General features: G+C 69.5%; 17 protein-coding genes and 1 tRNA gene. 7 read left to right on the top strand and 11 right to left on the bottom strand.

Annotation, left to right across the window (positions count from 1 at the left end):
• Positions 1-86 precede the first annotated feature (86 nt).
• Complete coding sequence (locus VNG13_09485) at positions 87-695, top strand: CPBP family intramembrane glutamic endopeptidase (GenBank protein HVA60751.1); 609 nt, start codon at positions 87-89, stop codon at positions 693-695.
• A 20-nt stretch (positions 696-715) separates the two neighbouring features.
• Here VNG13_09485 and VNG13_09480 read toward each other — a convergent pair whose 3' ends face one another.
• The 3 genes from VNG13_09480 to VNG13_09470 form a co-directional block, all read right to left on the bottom strand.
• The gene (locus VNG13_09480; protein ID HVA60750.1) at positions 716-1489 is read right to left on the bottom strand and encodes a hypothetical protein; all 774 of its coding nucleotides are present in this window, start codon (positions 1487-1489) and stop codon (positions 716-718) included.
• 71 nt (positions 1490-1560) lie between these two features.
• Positions 1561-1737, bottom strand: a complete 177-nt coding sequence (locus tag VNG13_09475) for a hypothetical protein (GenBank protein ID HVA60749.1) — start codon at positions 1735-1737, stop codon at positions 1561-1563.
• Between the two features lie 46 nt (positions 1738-1783).
• On the bottom strand, positions 1784-3121 hold the full coding sequence (locus VNG13_09470; GenBank protein ID HVA60748.1) for a cyclic nucleotide-binding domain-containing protein: 1338 nt from the start codon (positions 3119-3121) through the stop codon (positions 1784-1786).
• A 441-nt stretch (positions 3122-3562) separates the two neighbouring features.
• Between VNG13_09470 and VNG13_09465 the strand changes: the two genes are divergently transcribed.
• Positions 3563-6682, top strand: coding sequence for an FGLLP motif-containing membrane protein (locus tag VNG13_09465; protein ID HVA60747.1), 3120 nt, complete (start codon positions 3563-3565; stop codon positions 6680-6682).
• A 157-nt stretch (positions 6683-6839) separates the two neighbouring features.
• Here VNG13_09465 and VNG13_09460 read toward each other — a convergent pair whose 3' ends face one another.
• The 5 genes from VNG13_09460 to VNG13_09440 form a co-directional block, all read right to left on the bottom strand.
• Positions 6840-7523 (bottom strand): hypothetical protein, encoded by a 684-nt coding sequence (locus VNG13_09460; GenBank protein ID HVA60746.1) that lies wholly within the window; start codon positions 7521-7523, stop codon positions 6840-6842.
• A 384-nt stretch (positions 7524-7907) separates the two neighbouring features.
• Positions 7908-8489, bottom strand: coding sequence for a hypothetical protein (locus tag VNG13_09455; GenBank protein HVA60745.1), 582 nt, complete (start codon positions 8487-8489; stop codon positions 7908-7910).
• An 18-nt stretch (positions 8490-8507) separates the two neighbouring features.
• Positions 8508-8732, bottom strand: coding sequence for a hypothetical protein (locus tag VNG13_09450; protein ID HVA60744.1), 225 nt, complete (start codon positions 8730-8732; stop codon positions 8508-8510).
• A 189-nt stretch (positions 8733-8921) separates the two neighbouring features.
• Positions 8922-8995 (bottom strand) — tRNA-Pro (locus tag VNG13_09445).
• Between the two features lie 109 nt (positions 8996-9104).
• Positions 9105-9989 carry a metallophosphoesterase gene (locus VNG13_09440; protein HVA60743.1) on the bottom strand — a complete coding sequence of 295 codons (885 nt, stop codon included), beginning with the start codon at positions 9987-9989 and terminating at the stop codon, positions 9105-9107.
• Positions 9990-10024: 35 nt separating this feature from the next.
• Between VNG13_09440 and VNG13_09435 the strand changes: the two genes are divergently transcribed.
• Positions 10025-10492 (top strand): GatB/YqeY domain-containing protein, encoded by a 468-nt coding sequence (locus VNG13_09435; GenBank protein HVA60742.1) that lies wholly within the window; start codon positions 10025-10027, stop codon positions 10490-10492.
• Positions 10493-10510: 18 nt separating this feature from the next.
• Here VNG13_09435 and VNG13_09430 read toward each other — a convergent pair whose 3' ends face one another.
• Positions 10511-12892, bottom strand: coding sequence for a transglycosylase domain-containing protein (locus VNG13_09430; GenBank protein ID HVA60741.1), 2382 nt, complete (start codon positions 12890-12892; stop codon positions 10511-10513).
• Between the two features lie 221 nt (positions 12893-13113).
• Between VNG13_09430 and VNG13_09425 the strand changes: the two genes are divergently transcribed.
• Positions 13114-13413 (top strand): WhiB family transcriptional regulator, encoded by a 300-nt coding sequence (locus tag VNG13_09425; GenBank protein HVA60740.1) that lies wholly within the window; start codon positions 13114-13116, stop codon positions 13411-13413.
• A gap of 25 nt (positions 13414-13438) precedes the next feature.
• On the opposite strand, the gene VNG13_09420 is transcribed toward VNG13_09425, so the two are convergent.
• Both VNG13_09420 and VNG13_09415 read right to left on the bottom strand, forming a co-directional pair.
• Positions 13439-14590: an ArsA-related P-loop ATPase gene (locus tag VNG13_09420; protein HVA60739.1), complete on the bottom strand. Its 1152-nt coding sequence runs from the start codon at positions 14588-14590 to the stop codon at positions 13439-13441.
• Positions 14587-15564 (bottom strand): ArsA-related P-loop ATPase, encoded by a 978-nt coding sequence (locus tag VNG13_09415; protein ID HVA60738.1) that lies wholly within the window; start codon positions 15562-15564, stop codon positions 14587-14589. Before VNG13_09415 ends, VNG13_09420 begins: the two co-directional genes overlap by 4 nt.
• A gap of 86 nt (positions 15565-15650) precedes the next feature.
• On the opposite strand from VNG13_09415, the gene VNG13_09410 reads away from it, so the two are divergent.
• From VNG13_09410 to VNG13_09400, 3 genes are read left to right on the top strand one after another with little or no spacing between them, the layout of a single operon-like run.
• Positions 15651-15950, top strand: coding sequence for a WhiB family transcriptional regulator (locus VNG13_09410; protein ID HVA60737.1), 300 nt, complete (start codon positions 15651-15653; stop codon positions 15948-15950).
• A 30-nt stretch (positions 15951-15980) separates the two neighbouring features.
• On the top strand, positions 15981-16136 hold the full coding sequence (locus VNG13_09405; GenBank protein ID HVA60736.1) for a hypothetical protein: 156 nt from the start codon (positions 15981-15983) through the stop codon (positions 16134-16136).
• On the top strand, positions 16133-16597 hold the full coding sequence (locus VNG13_09400) for a RidA family protein (GenBank protein HVA60735.1): 465 nt from the start codon (positions 16133-16135) through the stop codon (positions 16595-16597). The genes VNG13_09405 and VNG13_09400 overlap by 4 nt, the downstream gene beginning before the upstream one ends.
• Positions 16598-16627 lie beyond the last annotated feature (30 nt).

The following is a 16627-nucleotide window of genomic DNA, read 5'->3' as shown; positions in this document are numbered from 1 at the left end:
GCCGCACACTCGGCTCGTCGTGGCCGCGACTCGCGGTAGGGGCGTAGAGCCGGGGGATCGAGATGGATGGCACCCGCAGGGGCCCGATGAGCGCCAAATCGGCGGTTGCGGCGGCATACCCAGGCGCGCGCCGGAGCGACGTCCTGCTCTGTATCGCGGGCCTGACCGGGCTCGCCACCTCGGTCGTGCTGCGGGTCGGGGTGGCCGGCGTGCGAGGGGCGGCGTCCGTTCCGGCGGGACTGGTCTTCGGGGTTACCCTCTCGATCCTGGCCAGCTGCCTCGGGTTCACGATCGGCCGGCCGACTCGCCGAGATGTCCTGCTCGGGTTGGGCACAGCCGCGGCCCTGTGCATCACGCCGGCGATCCGGGCCCTCGACGCGACCGGTCATGCGGCGCGCTGGTCGGGCTTCCCGATGTGGGCGGCCGTGGTCACGTTCGTGGCGGTGGCCGAGGAGTTGATGCTGCGCGGGGCGCTTTTCGAGGCGGCCCGCCGTTGTGGTGGCGCCGGGTTCGCCGTCGCCCTGAGCGCTATCGCGTTCGGGCTGCTTCATGTGCCGGTCTATGGGTGGAGGGTGCTCCCGCTCGATGTCGCGGTGGGTGCCCTGCTTGGCGCGCTCCGGCTGGCCGCGGACACGGTCTGGGCCCCGGCCTGCTGCCACGTCTGCGCCGACCTCGCCGGCTGGTGGCTCCGCTGAGGCGGACCGGAGCAGGCGGCTCAGGGGTCGGGCGCGGTCAGCGGCGCTGCCCGCGCCGCCCTCCGGGCGCGCCGGCGCCTGGACCGGCGGCGTTCACCGATCACGAAAAGCACGACGACCACGAAAACGCCGGATGCGGCGAGCACCACCCCGGTGAGTCCGACGTTCGCCTCGTTGTAGGGATCGGGCGCGCTGAAGTTCAGCCGCCCTGCCCCCACGAGCGCGTAGTCGCCTGGTCCGTGTAGGCCGGTCACGTAGATGTCGTTGCCGACCCGGGTCGTCGGTGAGCGGGTCCAGTGGTTGCCCTCCCGGGTTTCGAACATGGGTCCGGGTTGCTGCGGCGTTGGTGCGCGCATCTGGAGCTGCGCCTGACTGGCGCCATCGGGGGTCAGCGCCACCGGCTGGCCATCGGCCGTGATGGACACCTGGTACACGTTGCCCCAGAGCACCCCGTCGAATGCCGGGCCCGGCGCTGCGATGGGCGCCGCTGTCACGGTGATCGTGCGCGTCCCCCGGGGCGCCGCGATGGAGCCGCTCGGCAGGTACAGAGAGACCTGCGGGCCGGACTCCGCGCTGCTCACGTATTGGGTTCCGCTCTGCGGGCTGAACTGCGCTCTCGCGACGGTTGGCGGCTTGGTGTGCTGGTAGCCCGGTGGGGCCACCACGAAGCGGTAGGGCTCGTCGGGGAATCCGATCCCGTCGTAGAGGGGAGGCGCTCCCGTCGGCGCCAACAGCCACACGAGACCGCCGGTCGCCAGCAGCGCCGCGACGAACGGGAGCGTCCTAGATCTCACGCGGCGGTTCCATCCCCACGCGTCGCGAAGCCCACCGGATGCCGGGTGCTGTCCGGTGAGTGCGCACCCAGCTAAGTCGTCGGCGGTGCAGTGGCCGACCGATCGCCAGCTGCCCTGCGCATCCGGGCCTTCGCGCCGTACTCGCGCACCCAGATGCGCACCGCCACCGTGGAAAAGCCGGCGCAGACAACAGCGGTGAAGATGAAACCCGGGACTGGGTTGGGGTAGAAGCCGGCACTGAGGATCACTTTGGGCTCCGAGAGGACAGGCCCGCCCGCGGGCGAGGCGGCACGATCAGGACTTGTCGCCGGCGCGCTTGCGAGGCGCCGGCTTGGGTGCCGCGGCTTTGCCTCGGGCCGCCGTGGCTCCGGACCGCTGTGCCCCGTTGCCGTTGGCTCGCGCCCGGGGGGTGCTCGCACCGCCGTTGACCCGGGTGCCGGACCGCGCTCCGGATGCGCGCGCCGACCCGCGGCTGGTGGCCCGGGGTGCCGAGGTCGCGCCCACCAGGGCCGGAACCCGCTCATTGTCTTCGGAGGTACGCGCATCCGGGAGATGCACAACCCGATCGGCAGCCATTTCCGCGAAACGGTCATGGGTCGCCTGAGAGGTGTCCATCAGGTGACGGAAGGTCGGCTCGTCCATCGCCAGTACGGTCAGATCGGTCTTGGCCCGGATCGTCTTCGTGTGCGGCGCGCCCGGCACGAGCAGCCCGACTTCCCCGAAGTACTGGCCCTTGTGCAAGGTGGCCACTTCGACCACCTGACCGTCGTCGTCGTGCCGGAAGACCACGGCCTCGCCTTCGACGATGATGTACAGCCGATCGGCGTCGTCACCGGGGGCGAGGACGGTCTCGGAGACGGCGTAGTGGAACGTCTCGAGATGCCGGCTCGCTTCGAGTAGTTCGGCCTTCGGGGCTTCCGGGAACGCTTCGTCGAGGGCTTCGTCGTAGGTCCGCTTGAGTTGGTAGATCAGGGAGAGGACGAACGGGATCGTGTAGAGGGTGTTGTAGATCCAGTGCAGGTCCGGGCGGCTGAGGCCGACGCCACCGCCGATGGCCCCCCCGGGCGAGGACAGCAGCCCTGGGCCGCCGGCCCGAGCGCCTTCGAACAGGTAGTTGAAGATGAGGAAGGTGTGCTCGGCCTGGTGCGCGATCTGGAACGGAATGGCCACCCACAGCCACGGGTTGCGGGGGAACTTCGAGACCAGAATCAGGGTGCCGATCGTGAGGAACGTGTCCCCGAGGAAGTGCACCCATTCGATGTTGAGCGTGCTGAAGATCGCGATCGCCTTGTACGTCGGCTCGTGGAAAATGTGGACCTGGATGATCTCGATGCAGTGCTCGCTGTAGTGGATTGTCTGCACGAACGCCATCAATCCGAACAGCGCGAACCAGTGAAAATGCTTGTAGGTCCATTGGAGCTCGAACATCACCATCAGGCTCCAAGGGAGGAGCGCCAGCCCGAAGGCGATCCAGGGCGGTGCACCCTCGAGGTAGGAGATAGCCAAGATCATGTAGGAAATGAAGGCGGAGATCAGCAGGTACTTCGAGGGCACCCGATGGATCGCCATCTTCGACCAGTAGGAGTCCGCCTTCAGGGTGGTTGGCCCGGCCAGCTGCGGCGTCGCCTTCATGACTACCTCTTCCTCGGAACCGCTCTTGAATGGCTGCTGGCTAGGACAAGCGCGGGCGGCTTCCATACGTCCGCCTGGCCCTGGGATGTCCCCACCCGATTGCCCCCGTTTGTTGAGTCGACCCGGGCCGCTTGGCTCAGCCCCGATCGACCGGATCCCTGTCGGTCGAGGACGTTACGCCGACAGCGACGCCGATAGGGGGGAATGCCGAAAATTCTCGCTGCGGATATCCCTGCCGGTGATTGGGCGTCGATGAAGTCAGACAAAAGCATGCATCCGTTCCCACTCCGGGCGGCGGTGATGAACCCGGGACGGGTCGGGCGATCAGATCCTGTCGGAATTTGCTGCGAACTTGCCCTCGCTCCGGTTATGCTGCCGCCCTCGCGAACCTAGATTGCGGGACGGCCGGGGGGTGGGGTGTCGGTGGCACGGCATGCTCGCATGCGGACGGCAGGCCGGCGGGGCGCTCGCCTCGTCCGGATCACGTTCGTCGCCCTCATCCTGGGCGTCTCCTCGTTTGCGGGATCGTTCTTCGCAGCCAGCGCGAACGCCGGGGGCTCGCTGAGCATCACCTCTTTCCTTGAGGCTTCGGACGCCACGATCGCGACCCAACTGGCTCAGCAGCTGGTCGGTTCCGGGGTCACGGTGGAAAACGCGACGTACACCGGGGCCACCACCGCCGCCGCGACCTTCACTGGGGGCGGAACCGCGGACACGGGCGTCGGCTTCGACGGGGGCATCGTTCTCAGCACGGGGACGGCCATACAGCTTGTCGGACCCAACACGACCAGCATTACCAGCACCGACTTCGGGCTACTGGGCGATCCCGACCTCGACGCGCTGGCTGCCGCCAACCTGCCCCCTTGCACCCCCACTTCGAGTTTGTACTGTCCGTCCACCACCGGACTGACCCACGACGCGGCCGTCCTCGAATTCGACGCCATCCCGGCCGCCGGCGCGAAAACGGTCTCCTTCCAGTACGTGTTCGGCTCGGAGGAGTACCCGGACTTCGTCGGATCGGTCTACAACGACGTGTTCGGCTTCTACGTGACCGATGGCGGAACGCAGCAACGGGAAAACTGCGCGACCATCCCCGGGACCACCAGCCCGGTCTCCATCAACACCGTCAACGCGGGGACGAACGCCGGGTACTTTCGGGATAACCCCGCAACCCAGGACGCGACGTCCGGGCTCTACTCCTCGCCGTACGACGTGGGCCTGAATGGCCTGACCACCGTACTGACCTGCACGGCCCCCGTCACGCCGGGCGTCTCAAACCACCTCAAGCTGGCGATTGCCGACACCAGCGACGGGCAGTACGACTCGGCGGTCTTCATCCAGGCCAAGAGCCTAACGACCGCGTCCACCCCGACGAGCCTGGCGATCGACAGCCCGGCCCCGGTCAACTACGCCTCCCCGCTAACCGTGGTCGCGCATCTGACCGCGCCGCCGGTGACCTCGACCACGGCACTGGGCGCCAGCGCGGCCAGCGGCGTGGCGAGCGAGCCGCTCACGTTCTCGATCGGAGATCAGTCCGGACAGTCGCAGACGGACGCCACGGGGACGGCGAGTTACACCTTCGCCTCCGTCCTGCAGCCGCCCGGCGTGAATTCGCTGACCGTGACGTTCGCCGGAGCCTCTCCGTATTTGGCGACGAATGCCACCGCGCCGGTGACCGTCCAACCCGAACCGGTCGCCTTGGACTACATCGGGCCGCCAGTCGTCGACGCCGGCGCGGCCGTCCTAGCCGCCCAGCTGCACGGAGTGGGGGGCGCCCCGTTGACCGGCGACCAGTCCGGACATCAGGTCACCTTCACGCTCACCCGGCTGGGGCACTCGCCGCCGCCGACGCCGCCGCCGACGTTCAGTTCCCCGACCGACTCACCGACGTTCTCCCCACCGGCGGGCGGCAGCTTCAGCCCAGCGGCGATGGTTCAGTCGCGGGTTCACCTTGTCGGGCCGCTGACGTTCACTGCGACAACTGACCCGACTGGCCTGGCGCGAACCGTCCAGAGCATCCCCGGCGGGATATATACGGTTGGCACTGCCCTGACCAACGACCCGCTCCTCACCGCACCCAGCCCACCGCTCGCGACTGTGATCGCGACCCAGACGACTGGGACGGGAGGTGGGTTTTACTACCCGCCGGTCACGTATCCGCCGGCGCCCTCCGTGACCCCAACACCGACCTTGACCCTCACGCCACCCCCGACCGTGGCACCGACCCGGCACCCCGGTCCAGGGGCGACTGGGGCGCCGAGGCCGACCGCTGTGACGAGCCGGCCGGTGAGCACGAGCCCGCCTGCGGCTAGACCCACGCCCTCGGCCACGGTGCGTGTGCTGGGCGAGAGAATCACGCGAGCGACGCCGTTGGCGGCGCCTGCCTACAGTTCGAGTATCGGCTCGCCAACCCCTAGTCCCGCGAACGCCGGCTCACCGGCCACCACGCCGTCGCCCGCACCGCTCCCCGCCGCGCCGTTCGCCGCCGCGCCGCTCGGCGGCACCGGGTTGGCTTCGGTCCCCACCACCGCCCCGGCGACGAATCCCGCAGAGGTTCTGGCGAAAGGCGAGTCACCGTTCGTGGCGGCGTTGCCGGATTTCGAGACCGTTTCGCACTCCACCCGCCTGCTCCTGCTCAACGCCGCGCTCGCCGGTGCGCTGCTGCTCATGGTCACGTTCCCGGCCGAGCTGTTCAACGGCACGCTCAAGGAGAACTACGACGAAATCCGCTCTTGGCTGGCACCGGTCCGCCGGCCGTTTGCGAAACTCCCCGAGGCGGGACTGCGCAAGACTAGGGTCGGCCGCCTGTTCGGGGGATTGCTCTTCGTCCTCACCACCGGCGTGATCTACGGTGCCGTCGACCCGACGTTCGGGTTCACGATGGAGTCCCTCCGCCTGGTCCTCGGTCTCTCGCTGGGTCTGGTAGCGACGACCATCGTCGGGAACAAGATCGCCCTCGGCTACGCCCGCAAGCGCTACCAGGCGCCCGGTGTCTTGCGGCTACGTCCCGGCGCGCTCCTGTTCGCCCTCGGTTGCGTCCTGCTCTCTCGTGCGGTGCACTTCGAACCCGGCTATGTCTACGGTCTGGTTGCCGGCTTCCAGTTCAGCCGGAAGATGTCCCCGGACCAGGACGGCCGGGCCGTCCTCACCTGGGCCCTCTGGTTGCTCGGGCTCGCGGCCGCGGGCTGGTTCGCGCTCTACCCGGTCAAGGAGCTCGTGCAGCACACCCACGGCGCCTTCTGGCCACTCGTCGCGGAGGCATTTTGTGCGGCCCTCGCCGTGGAGGGGCTCACGGCCCTCGTCCTCGCGCTCGCCCCGCTGACGTTCATGGAGGGGGAACGGCTGTTCCGGTGGAACAAGTACGTGTGGGCTGCGGTCTACGGCGTGACCGGCTTCGCCTTCCTCCACATCGTCGTCCACCCGGACTTCGCTGGACGGAAGACGGCGGTGCCGCTGGTCACCTGGCTGGTCCTGTTCATCGCCTTCGCGACTCTGTCGGTTTCGTTCTGGGGCTTCTTCAAGGTCCGCCACCATCGGCACCACCGGGCAGTGGCTGACTAGTCCGCCACGGGGGTGACCGGCTGGCGCCGCCAGCCGGGCTTCTTCCGAGCAGGCCAGGAGCGCGGTGCCAGCTCAGGCACCGGTTGCACCTGCGGCCGGCACCGCCGGCCAGTCCGCGGCCGGTGGCGTCGGACAGAGCCTCGCCGGACGACGTGGGCTACACGTGGACGCTGCCGTCGGTGTTGATGACGTACCAGATGCCGCCGACCCCTTGGCCGTTCGTCTGGTGCGGTCCGGAGTCGCCGGCGTAGAAGTACAGCGGGTGGCCGTTGTAGGTGACCTGGCCATCCTCGGTGCCGAGAAGGGTCTGCCGGGCCTGCCCCTGCGCGTGGAGCGCACCGTGGGCGCGCAACGGCGGCCAGGTGGTTGAGCAGCCTCCGGTGCTGGTGCACTGCGGGCTGCTCGCTCCGTCGTCAGGGGTGAAGATGTACAGGGTCCGTCCCGTCGCGTCGCTGATGGTCTCGCCGAGGGACGGCGAGTCCCAGGAGGAGACGATCGTGCCGGCCGGAGCCGGGGCGGGCGTGCCGGTGCGACTCGGGGGTCGGGTCGGTTGGGCGACCGGAGATGTGGCACGGGTGGTGGCTGAGCTGGGCACGGTTGACGGCGCGGTCGTCGGCGGCTCAGACGGTCGAGCCGGGGCGCGACTATGTCCGGATGCGAGCGGTGCCGCGGTGCCGGCGGTGGTTGCGAGCGGCCTCGGGGCCCCGACACCGGGCGGCGCGGAGGTGGCAGACAGTGCCGCTGGCTGGCGCGCACCGCCGCTGCATCCGCTGGCCAGGGCCGCAAGTGCGGCGAAAGCGAGTAGGCCGTGCCGGGTGCCGGTCAGTTTGCGTCGTCTCATGATGCGGTCCTGTGGTTGCGCACGGAACAGGGCAAGGGCGTGATGCCGGCGACTGATTGGCCTGCGGCGGGGTCTCGCGGCCAGCACGGGCACGGATGCCGTAGCGGCGACGAGCCCGGGCCTTGCTCGCGGATCGCTGCGCGCACGTGTGGCCCCCTCTAGATCGAACCGCCCGTCGTGGATCACACGTACACCGGCCTGGTCCGGTTCATCCCGAATGCCCTCGCTTTCACCATGGGTGCGGCCGGCCCGGGGGCGGCCTTGCGGCGGGGTCCGCATGGGGCGACCGCCGGCAACCCATCGGTGGCCTGGGGACGCAGGGGTGGGTGGTGAACCGCACCTGTTGCGGACCGGAGCGCCGGCCGGGGGCTCGCCGGAATGAGGTCAGAGCTGGTAGCCGTCCACCACCCGGCGCAGAACATCTTGGTAGTCGGCCCAGGCGCTGGTCAGCGCGGCGACGACGATAACGCTCCCGCCGGCGGCGCCGTGCACGAGGCAGGCGATTTCGCGGTAGTGGTGGGCCCCGACGCGGGTGACGTAGTCGTCCATGACACATGAACCCTGTCCACCGGTGAAACGTAGGTCGGTGGCGCTGGCGTCTAGATGCGCGGATCTCGCGTCCTCCGCCATGAGGTGTTCGACGCGGAACGACGACCAGTTCGTCAGGGTTTCGCCCCCCTGCTGCGGGGTCGCGTTCAGGTACACAGCGATCTGCCCGGCCAGTTCCCGGCCGGCGGAGACGGTGCCATGGTCCCCGGGCATCACGGTGAGCCCCGGGGGCACGGCGAGCCGACCGGCTCGGAGCGGCATCGATTGCGCCGACCAGCCGGCCGGGGGCGGCGCGGCGCGGAACCAGCCGAACCCGGCTGTGCTAGAAGGGCGGGTCTGGTGGCCCGCCAGGGCGCAGGCAGGGGCTGCACCGAGGACCAGAGCGAGCGCGGCGACCCGCACCGTGGGCCTACGCATCGACGGCGTGGCGGTTGTCTAGATGCCGCCGTCGCCGTCGCTGGGTCCGCCGTTGTTGTCGGAATCGTGGTCGCCGCCGCCACCCTGCGGGATGCCGCCGCCGCTGCCCGAGCTGGGCTGCTGTACTTGCGTCTGGCTCGGACTCGGGCTGGATGGGCTGCTGCCCGGCGAGTTGCTGTGGCAGCTTGCGAGCAGGATCGGACCGACTGCGGCCAGGCCGAGCAGCCAACGGGTACGAGCCATGTCAAGTCCTCCGCGAGTGTGTTTGCGACGGGCATTCTAGGACGGCACGGAACGGATGAACTGCGGGTTCAATCTCCGTGCGGTGAACCCGTCCGTCCCAATCTCGGTACTGTGCGCTGTGCACGTCACCGATCTGGAAAATGCGGTGGCCGGTGCCTCTGACCTTGCAGAAACACCGGCCGCCGGCCGTCGGGATGGCGGGATTCGAACCCACGACCTCTTCGTCCCGAACGAAGCGCGCTACCAAGCTGCGCCACATCCCGAGGGGCCGTCAGTCTAGCGGGTGCCCGGAGACCCCGGGCCGGCAAGCGACCGCCGGTCCGGTCGAGGTCGAGGTCGGCCGCCGGATGGCACCGCGGTGGCGAAGTTCACTCAGGCAGGCTGGACGGTGAGCAGGGTCGCCTCTGGCGGGCAGGCAAAGCGGACTGGGGCGAACGGGCTCGTCCCCAGACCCGCGGAAACATGCAACCAGGTTGAGCTGCCCCATCTGGACAAGCCACGCGCCCGGCGGGTCTCCAGACCGCAATTCGTGACCAACGCGCCGATGCCCGGAACGCGGAGCTGGCCGCCGTGGGTGTGACCGGCCAGCACCAATCCGAACCCGTCGGCGGCGAACTCGTCGAGGATCCGCGGCTCTGGAGCGTGCACGAGCGCCAGACCCAGGTCCGCACCCGCGGCGACCGGGCCCGCCACCTTGGGATATCGATCCGCCTTGATATGCGGATCGTTTACGCCCGCCGCATCAATGCGATGGCCGGCGATGTCGAGCTGCACCCGGCGGTTGGTCAGGTCGACCCAGCCGGCGTCGAGGAAGACCCGGCGGAGGTCTGCGTAGGGCAGCGGGCGGCCGTGTACCCGGCGCCCGGTGTTGGGTAGCAGGTAGCGCGCCGGGTTCTTCCACCGCGGCGCGAAGTAATCGTTGGAGCCGCCCACGAACACGCCTGGGCGTTCGAGCAGCGGCTCGAGTGCTCTGGCGACCGAGGCCACCGCGTCGCGGTGGGCCAGATTGTCCCCGGTGTCTGCGACGAGATCGGGGTCCAGCCCCGCCAGATCGCGAAGCCACCGGATCTTCCATTCCTGACCCGGGGTGATGTGCAGGTCGCTGATATGCAAGATCCGCAGCGGTCGGCTACCGGGCGGGAGGATCCGCACCTCGATCTGGCGCAAGCGTGGGGACCGCGCTTCGATGACCGCGTAGCTCGCACCGCTGACCGCAAGACCGGCGATGCCGGTGGCCCAGGCAAGCGTGCGGCGCATCGGGTAATCCTCGCAGGCGGCCCTACGCTCGGAGTATGGCGACGTTCAAGGAACGACTGCGGACAGACCTGACGGTTGCAATCAAGGCGCGAGATGAGCTGCGTACGGCAACCTTGCGGATGGCCCTGGCGGCGGTGACCACCGAAGAGGTGGCCGGCCCGGAAGCCCGAAGTCTCAGCGACGATGACGTGGTGACCGTGCTCCGGCGCGAGGCGAAGCGTCGGGCGGAAGCCGCGGAGGCGTTCAACGCCGGAGGCCGGCCGGAGTTGGCCGACCGTGAGAACGCCGAGCGCGAAGTCATCGTCGGGTACCTGCCCGCGGAGCTGCCCGAGGGCGAGCTGGCCGGGCTTGTGCGCGCCTCGATCGACGAAGCCGTTGCGGCCGACGGCCCATCGGGGCCCGGGATGCTCGGCCCGGTGATGAGGATCGCGCAGGCGAAGGTGGCCGGTCGAGCGTCCGGAGGTCGGGTCGCAGCGGAGGTGCGCCGCCAACTCGGCTCGTGACAACCGGGGTCGGCTCCCTCAGTGCGGCTTGTGCTTCGGCGTCGCGGTGGGGGTTGGCGGCGGCGAGCCCGGCGGCGGGGCGGAGGGCGTCGCCGACGGGGACGGGGACGGGGGCGGCGCCTTCGGTGCCCGCCCGTTGCTCACGAATATTGTGACCGTCGAGCCGACCGGCACAACGGCGCCGGCCGGGGGGTCGGTGCGAGCGACCGTGCCGGCCGGCGTGGTCCCGGCTACCGCCGGCGCGGAGAGCTGCGGGGTAAAGCCGGCCGAAGTCAGCGCCGCCTCCGCAGCCGGGGGGGACAGTCCAGCCACCCGGGGGACGGCGGCCGTGGAGCCCAGCGAGTACTTCGAGTTGGCTGGCGCGAAGTCCACGACCGGAGTGCCGGCGAGCGCGCCCTGCATGGATTGCTGCCAGATGGGTGCCGGGATCGTTGCGCCGAAGACCCGGCTGTAGAACTGTCCGCCGATGGTGACGTTCCGCAGGCTATGCGTGCCGTGCGGGTAGCCGAGCCACACGGCGCTCGAGAGCTGCGGCGTGTAGCCGATGAACCAGGCACCGTCGTAGTTGGTCACGGTGCCGGTCTTCCCGGCGGCGGGCTGGGCACCGAGCCCGTCCCCATAGGCTGTGCCGATCGGGTTGTCGAGCACCCCGGTGAGCACCTGTGTCACCGTGTCCGCGAGCCCAGGATCGAGCACCTGGTTGCATGGCGGATTGTTCAGCGCTACCGGCTGGCCGAACCGGTCGGTGACCTTCGTGATGGCGACCGGCGGGCAGTGCAGGCCGTGCGCGGCGATCGTCGCGTAGGCGTCCGCCATGTCCAACGGGCTGACCTCATTCGCGCCTAGCACCATGGACGGAACCTGGCGGATCGGGGTGCCATCGGCCCGCCGCACCCCCATCTCGGCGGCGAGGGTCGCCGGATCACACATCCCCGTCCTCAACTCGAGTTGCGCATAGAAGGTGTTCACCGACGCCCAGGTCCCCGTGAGCAGGTTGAACTTGCCGGCCTCGTTCGCTCCCGCGTTGCTCAACCGTTGCGGGTACCCGAACTCGGTGCCCTCGGCGGGACACCCGGTATACCCGGTCAGCGGGTTGCCCGGGCCGAACGACGCTGGCGAGTAGATCGAGGTCGACAACGGGATGCCCTGCTTTAGCGCAGCGGCGAGAATGAACACCTTGAACGTCGACCCGGATTGGAAACCGGTGCTGTCCCCGTGGCCCTCGTCGGCGGCCCAGTTCACCGAGTTCTCGTTCTTCTTCGAGTTCGCCCCGAAGGGAGCGTTCGTCACCATCGCCCGGATGGCGCCTGTCCCGGGCTCGACCATCGCCTCGGCGGCGCCGAACTCACCGGTCCAGGGGACCTTGGCATCGATCGCGCCCTGGGCCGCTCGCTGCGCCTTCGGGTCGAGGGTGGTGACGACGGTGAGGCCACCCTCGTCGAGAAGCTTGCTCCGCGCCTGGATGGTCGGTCCGAACGCCGGGTTGGCCAACAGATCCCGGAGGACGTAGTCGCAGAAATACGGCGCGCTGGTGCCGACACAGCCGTTGCCCGGCGTGGTGAGGTGCAGCTGGATCTTCGTGGCGATTGCCTGGCTCGCCTGTGCGGCGCTGATGACGTGAAGCTGCGCCATCCGGCCGAGCACGATGTCCCGGCGCGCGCGCGCGTGCACCGGGTGCAATGCGGGATCGTAGGCTGACGGGTCCTGGAGCAACCCGGCGAGCAGCGCCGCCTGCGGGAGGTCGAGCTTCTCCACCGGGATGCCGAAATAGTGCTCGGACGCACTGCCGATGCCGTAGGCCCCGTCCCCGAAGTAGACGATGTTGAGATAACCCTCGAGGATCTGATCCTTGGTCAGGCGGTGGCCGAGTGCGATCGCGTAGCGCGCCTCCTGCGCTTTGCGGGCGAGGGTGTCGGCCTGGGCCGCCGCTGCCTGCGCGGGAGTCTGCGCCGCCTCGATGAGGATGTTCTTCACGTACTCCTGGGTGAGGGTGGAGCCACCCTGACGGACCCCGCCCGCCTGCCCGTTGCGCAGCGCCGCGCGGACCAGGCCCTTGAAGTCCAAACCGTTCTCCTCGAAGAACCGCGAGTCCTCGATGGCGACCAGCGCCTGCACCATGACCGGCGGCACCTGCGAGAAGGTCACCGGGATCCGGTTCTGGGAGTAGAACGTCGCGAGCACCTGACCGTTCGCGGCGAGGATCCGGGATCCCTGCGGGAGCGGTGGCACGGTGAGATCGCTCGGCAGGCTGTCGAAGGTGCTGATCTCGTGCTTCGCGGCGAGCCCGAGACCGCCGACGACCGGGAGCAGGACGCCGGCGACGACGAGGCCGGCTGCGGCGCTGACGGCCGCGAATAGGCCTAGGCGATGGCCGAACTCGCGGCTGGAACCGGAGGGCATGCCGACAGGGTACGTGGCCGATCGCGCCGGCCCGACTCGCTCCGACCCTCCCGCCATATCACCGGGCCGGCCACGGCATCAGCCGAATGGAGGATACGGATTGGGACGAACGGGGTCTGTTGGGGTTGGTGTCCGCTTCTTACCGTCTATCCCAGAACAGCAGTGAACGGAAGTTGCGAGCGGCCAGGACCCGCGGCCCGACGACACCGGAGACGAGTGCCATGAACTGGACGTCAGACTGGACCAGATCGGCGGCCTGCTGCCAGGCCTGCCCCGACGAGCTGTTCGTTCAGGGCGCGGCCCAGAATCGGGCGAAGGCAGTCTGCCTGGGCTGTCCGGTGCGCACCGAATGTCTGGCTGACGCGCTGGACAACCGGGTCGAGTTCGGGGTCTGGGGCGGCATGACCGAGCGGGAGCGCCGGGCGTTGCTCCGCCGTCGGCCCTCGGTCACCTCTTGGCGGGGCCTCCTCGAGTCGGCCCGCCGCGAATTCGAGACTCAGGGCTCCGCGGTCGCCAGCTGAGCCGGGGAAGGCTCCGGCCGCGAGGTCAGCCGGCGGTGGCACCCGGCCGGCTGCCCGCGGCCAGGGCAGCGCTGACCGAACGGAGCCCGTCAAGGTCGTGAACGTCCCCCGCGAAGGCCGGCACGGAGGCGACGGCCACGTGGGGATGCGCGGAGCTGAAGCGGTCCCGGAGCCGCTGGTCGCGATCGGCGACCGCGAGTCGCTCGGCATGCAGCCGGAGCACCGCCGCGGCCACCGGGTGCCCCCCCAACCGGTCGAGCAGCTCGGCGGCGCCGAGGCTGCGCTGCCGGGACAGTCGCTCCCCCCCCGAGGCGTGCACCCGGTTGAGCACGAGGCCCGTGAGCGGCATGCCTTCGTCGCCGAGCCGTTCGACGAAGTAGGCAGCTTCGCGTAGCGCGTCCCGCTCGGGCACCGCGACGACGACGAACGACGTACCGCGTCGCTTGAGCAGCTGGTAGGTCTTCTCGGCACGTTCCCGAAATCCGCCGAACATGCTCTCGAGCCCGGACACGAAAAGACTGAGATCGCTGAGCAACGACTGGCCGACGATCTTGTTGAGGATCCCGGTGAACATGCCCATCCCGGCGCTGAGGACCCGCAGGTACGCCCGTCCCCCGGCCTTGGCCGGCGCCATCAGCAGCCGGATCATCCGTCCGTCCAGAAAGGTGGACATTCGCTGTGGCGCGTCGAGGAAATCCAGAGCCGAACGGCTCGGGGGGGTGTCCACCACGATGACGTCCCAGCGGCCATCGGCTGCTAGCTGACCGAGCTTCTCCATCGCCATGTATTCCTGGGTGCCCGAGAAGCTGGAGGACAGCGCCTTGTAGAACGGGTTGTCCAGGATCTGGGCGGCCCGTTCCGGTTCGGCATGGGAAAGTACGATCTCGTCGAACGTGCGTTTCATGTCGAGCATCATCGCGTCGAGGGACCCGCCGGCGCTCTCGTCTACACCGGCCACCCGGCGGGGGGTGTTGTCGAGTTCCACCAGACCGAGCGACTGGGCAAGCCGGCGGGCGGGATCAATGGTCAGGACAACCGTCGCCCGGCCTCGTTCGGCCGCCCGGAGCGCGAGCGCCGCCGCGGTCGTCGTCTTGCCGACGCCGCCTGAGCCGCAGCAGACGATGATCCGTGACTCGTCGACGAGGCGGTCGACATCGAGCGGCTGCGGTCCGGTCACGCCGCCCCTTGGTCGTGTAGGAGCGCGGCGAGCCGGTATAGCCCACCGAGATCCATGCCCTCGTCGAGGAGCGGCAATTCGTACCGGGGCCGATCGAGGTCGGCTAGCTCGGCCCGTTCCCGCGACTCGAGGGCGACCCGCGTGGCGTGGTCGGCCGTCTCGTCGACCAGGACGTCGATCAGGTCGTCGTCGGCTTCCAGTCCCGCCGCCACCAGGCCGGCGGCGAGCCGCGGCCGGCCGAGGCGCCCGGCCGCGGCGCGCCGCAGCTCGGCAGCGGGCAACATGGGCGGCCGCACCATATTGACGAAAACGCCTCCCACCGGTAGCCCGACGGCGGTCAACTCTGTCGCACCGTCGATGGTTTCCTGCACCGGCATTTCCTCGAGAACGGTGACCAGGTGCACGGCGGTCTCCGGGGAGCGGAGGAGCGCCATCACGCTGTCCGCCTGGGCGCGGATCGGTCCGGCCCGGGCCAGTCCGGCTACCTCGGTATTGACGTTGAGGAACCGGGCGATCCGACCGGTAGGCGGCGCGTCCATGACGACGGCGTCGTAGCGCGGGCCGCCCCGGCGACTCCGGGTCACTGCCTCCTTCACCTTGCCGGTGAGGAGCACGTCGCGCATCCCTGGTGCGATCGTCGTCGCGAAGTCGATCGCGCCGAGACGCTTCAGCGCTGCGCCGGCCCGGCGCAGGTTGTAGAACATCTCGAGATACTCGAGCAGGGCCGCCTCGGGGTCTATGGCGAGGGCGTACAGGTCGCCACCGCGCGGTGCGATCGCCACCTTTCGTTCCTCGTAGGGCAGCGGCGGGCAGTCGAACAGTTGTGCGATTCCCTGCCGGCCCTCGACCTCGGTGAGCAGGACCATGCGGCCGCCAGCCGCCAGCGCGAGGCCGAGTGCGGCGGCCACCGTCGTCTTCCCGGTCCCGCCCTTGCCCGTGACCACGTGCAGGCGCACATCCGGGAAGTCGGCCACGACCAACGAGCGTAGCCGGGCTCGGCGAATCCAACTTTCCCAGCAGGAAGATTGCCGCCGGCAGCGAACACAGTGCGGTGAGATCGATGCCCACCGAGTCCCGGAGCCGGACGGAGCGAGTCGTGCTCGACGACACCACGTGGCGAAGCATGGCCGAGTGCCGGGGCGAGAACGCGCAGTATTTCTTCGCGCCGAGCCACTTCGAGCGCAAGCCGGAGAAGGACCTGCGCGAGGGGTCGGCCCGCGCGCTGTGCCGCTCCTGCCGAGTGCTCGACGAGTGCCTCGAGTACTCCCTCGCCGTCGAGGAACCGCACGGCATCTGGGGTGGCCTCAACGAACTCGAGCGCAAGCGGATCTTGCGCCGCCGGCGGATCCAGACGGCCTGAGCTCCGGACCGGCCGGCTACTCTGCCGGATATGGCTAAATGGGAGTACGCGACCGTCCCGTTGCTGGTCCACGCGACGAAACAGATCCTCGATAACTGGGGGGATGACGGCTGGGAGTTGGTGGGCGTGGTGCCCGGCCCCTCCGGCGAGCAGCTCGTCGCCTATTTCAAGCGGCCGAAGCCATGAGCCGGGCCGAGGACCGGCTGGCCGCCCTCGGCCTCCGCTTGCCGTCGGTTGCGGCTCCGGTCGCGGCGTATCTGCCTGCTGTCCGATCGGGGTCGCTGGTTTTTACGTCGGGCCAGTTGCCCCTCGTCGAAGGTGCGCTGTCGGCTACCGGGAAGGTGGGTGCCGACCTCGACGAGGCGACTGCCCGGGATCTGGCCGCGACCTGCGCCCTCAACGGGTTGGCGGCGGTGAAGTCGGTCATCGGCGATCTCGACCTTGTCGAGCGGATCGTCAAGGTGGTCGGCTACGTGGCCAGTGCCCCGGGTTTCACCGGTCAGGCCACGGTGGTCAATGGCGCCAGCGATCTGCTCGGCGAAGTCTTCGGGGATTCCGGCCGGCACGCTCGCAGCGCGGTGGGCATGGCCGTGTTGCCGATGGATGCACCGGTGGAGGTCGAGATCATCGTCGAGGTTGCCGGGTAGCCGGTCCGCTCTTCCCCGTACGATGCGGCT

The organism is Mycobacteriales bacterium (assembly GCA_035533475.1).
Classification (GTDB): domain Bacteria; phylum Actinomycetota; class Actinomycetes; order DATLTS01; family DATLTS01; genus DATLTS01.
Note: the sequence above shows the minus strand (reverse complement) of the source record. Positions and strands in the feature narration are given on the sequence as shown.

What these genes read in the sequence shown, in the direction of transcription:
- VNG13_09440 (HVA60743.1), bottom strand. Translation starts at nt 9,989, where the DNA reads ATGCGCCGCACGCTTGCCTGGGCCACCGGCATCGCCGGTCTTGCGGTC.
- VNG13_09425 (HVA60740.1), top strand. Translation starts at nt 13,114, where the DNA reads ATGAACTGGACGTCAGACTGGACCAGATCGGCGGCCTGCTGCCAGGCC.
- VNG13_09460 (HVA60746.1), bottom strand. Translation starts at nt 7,523, where the DNA reads ATGAGACGACGCAAACTGACCGGCACCCGGCACGGCCTACTCGCTTTC.
- VNG13_09430 (HVA60741.1), bottom strand. Translation starts at nt 12,892, where the DNA reads ATGCCCTCCGGTTCCAGCCGCGAGTTCGGCCATCGCCTAGGCCTATTC.
- VNG13_09450 (HVA60744.1), bottom strand. Translation starts at nt 8,732, where the DNA reads ATGGCTCGTACCCGTTGGCTGCTCGGCCTGGCCGCAGTCGGTCCGATC.
- VNG13_09485 (HVA60751.1), top strand. Translation starts at nt 87, where the DNA reads ATGAGCGCCAAATCGGCGGTTGCGGCGGCATACCCAGGCGCGCGCCGG.
- VNG13_09410 (HVA60737.1), top strand. Translation starts at nt 15,651, where the DNA reads ATGCCCACCGAGTCCCGGAGCCGGACGGAGCGAGTCGTGCTCGACGAC.
- VNG13_09400 (HVA60735.1), top strand. Translation starts at nt 16,133, where the DNA reads ATGAGCCGGGCCGAGGACCGGCTGGCCGCCCTCGGCCTCCGCTTGCCG.
- VNG13_09470 (HVA60748.1), bottom strand. Translation starts at nt 3,121, where the DNA reads ATGAAGGCGACGCCGCAGCTGGCCGGGCCAACCACCCTGAAGGCGGAC.
- VNG13_09465 (HVA60747.1), top strand. Translation starts at nt 3,563, where the DNA reads ATGCGGACGGCAGGCCGGCGGGGCGCTCGCCTCGTCCGGATCACGTTC.
- VNG13_09405 (HVA60736.1), top strand. Translation starts at nt 15,981, where the DNA reads ATGGCTAAATGGGAGTACGCGACCGTCCCGTTGCTGGTCCACGCGACG.
- VNG13_09455 (HVA60745.1), bottom strand. Translation starts at nt 8,489, where the DNA reads ATGCGTAGGCCCACGGTGCGGGTCGCCGCGCTCGCTCTGGTCCTCGGT.
- VNG13_09435 (HVA60742.1), top strand. Translation starts at nt 10,025, where the DNA reads ATGGCGACGTTCAAGGAACGACTGCGGACAGACCTGACGGTTGCAATC.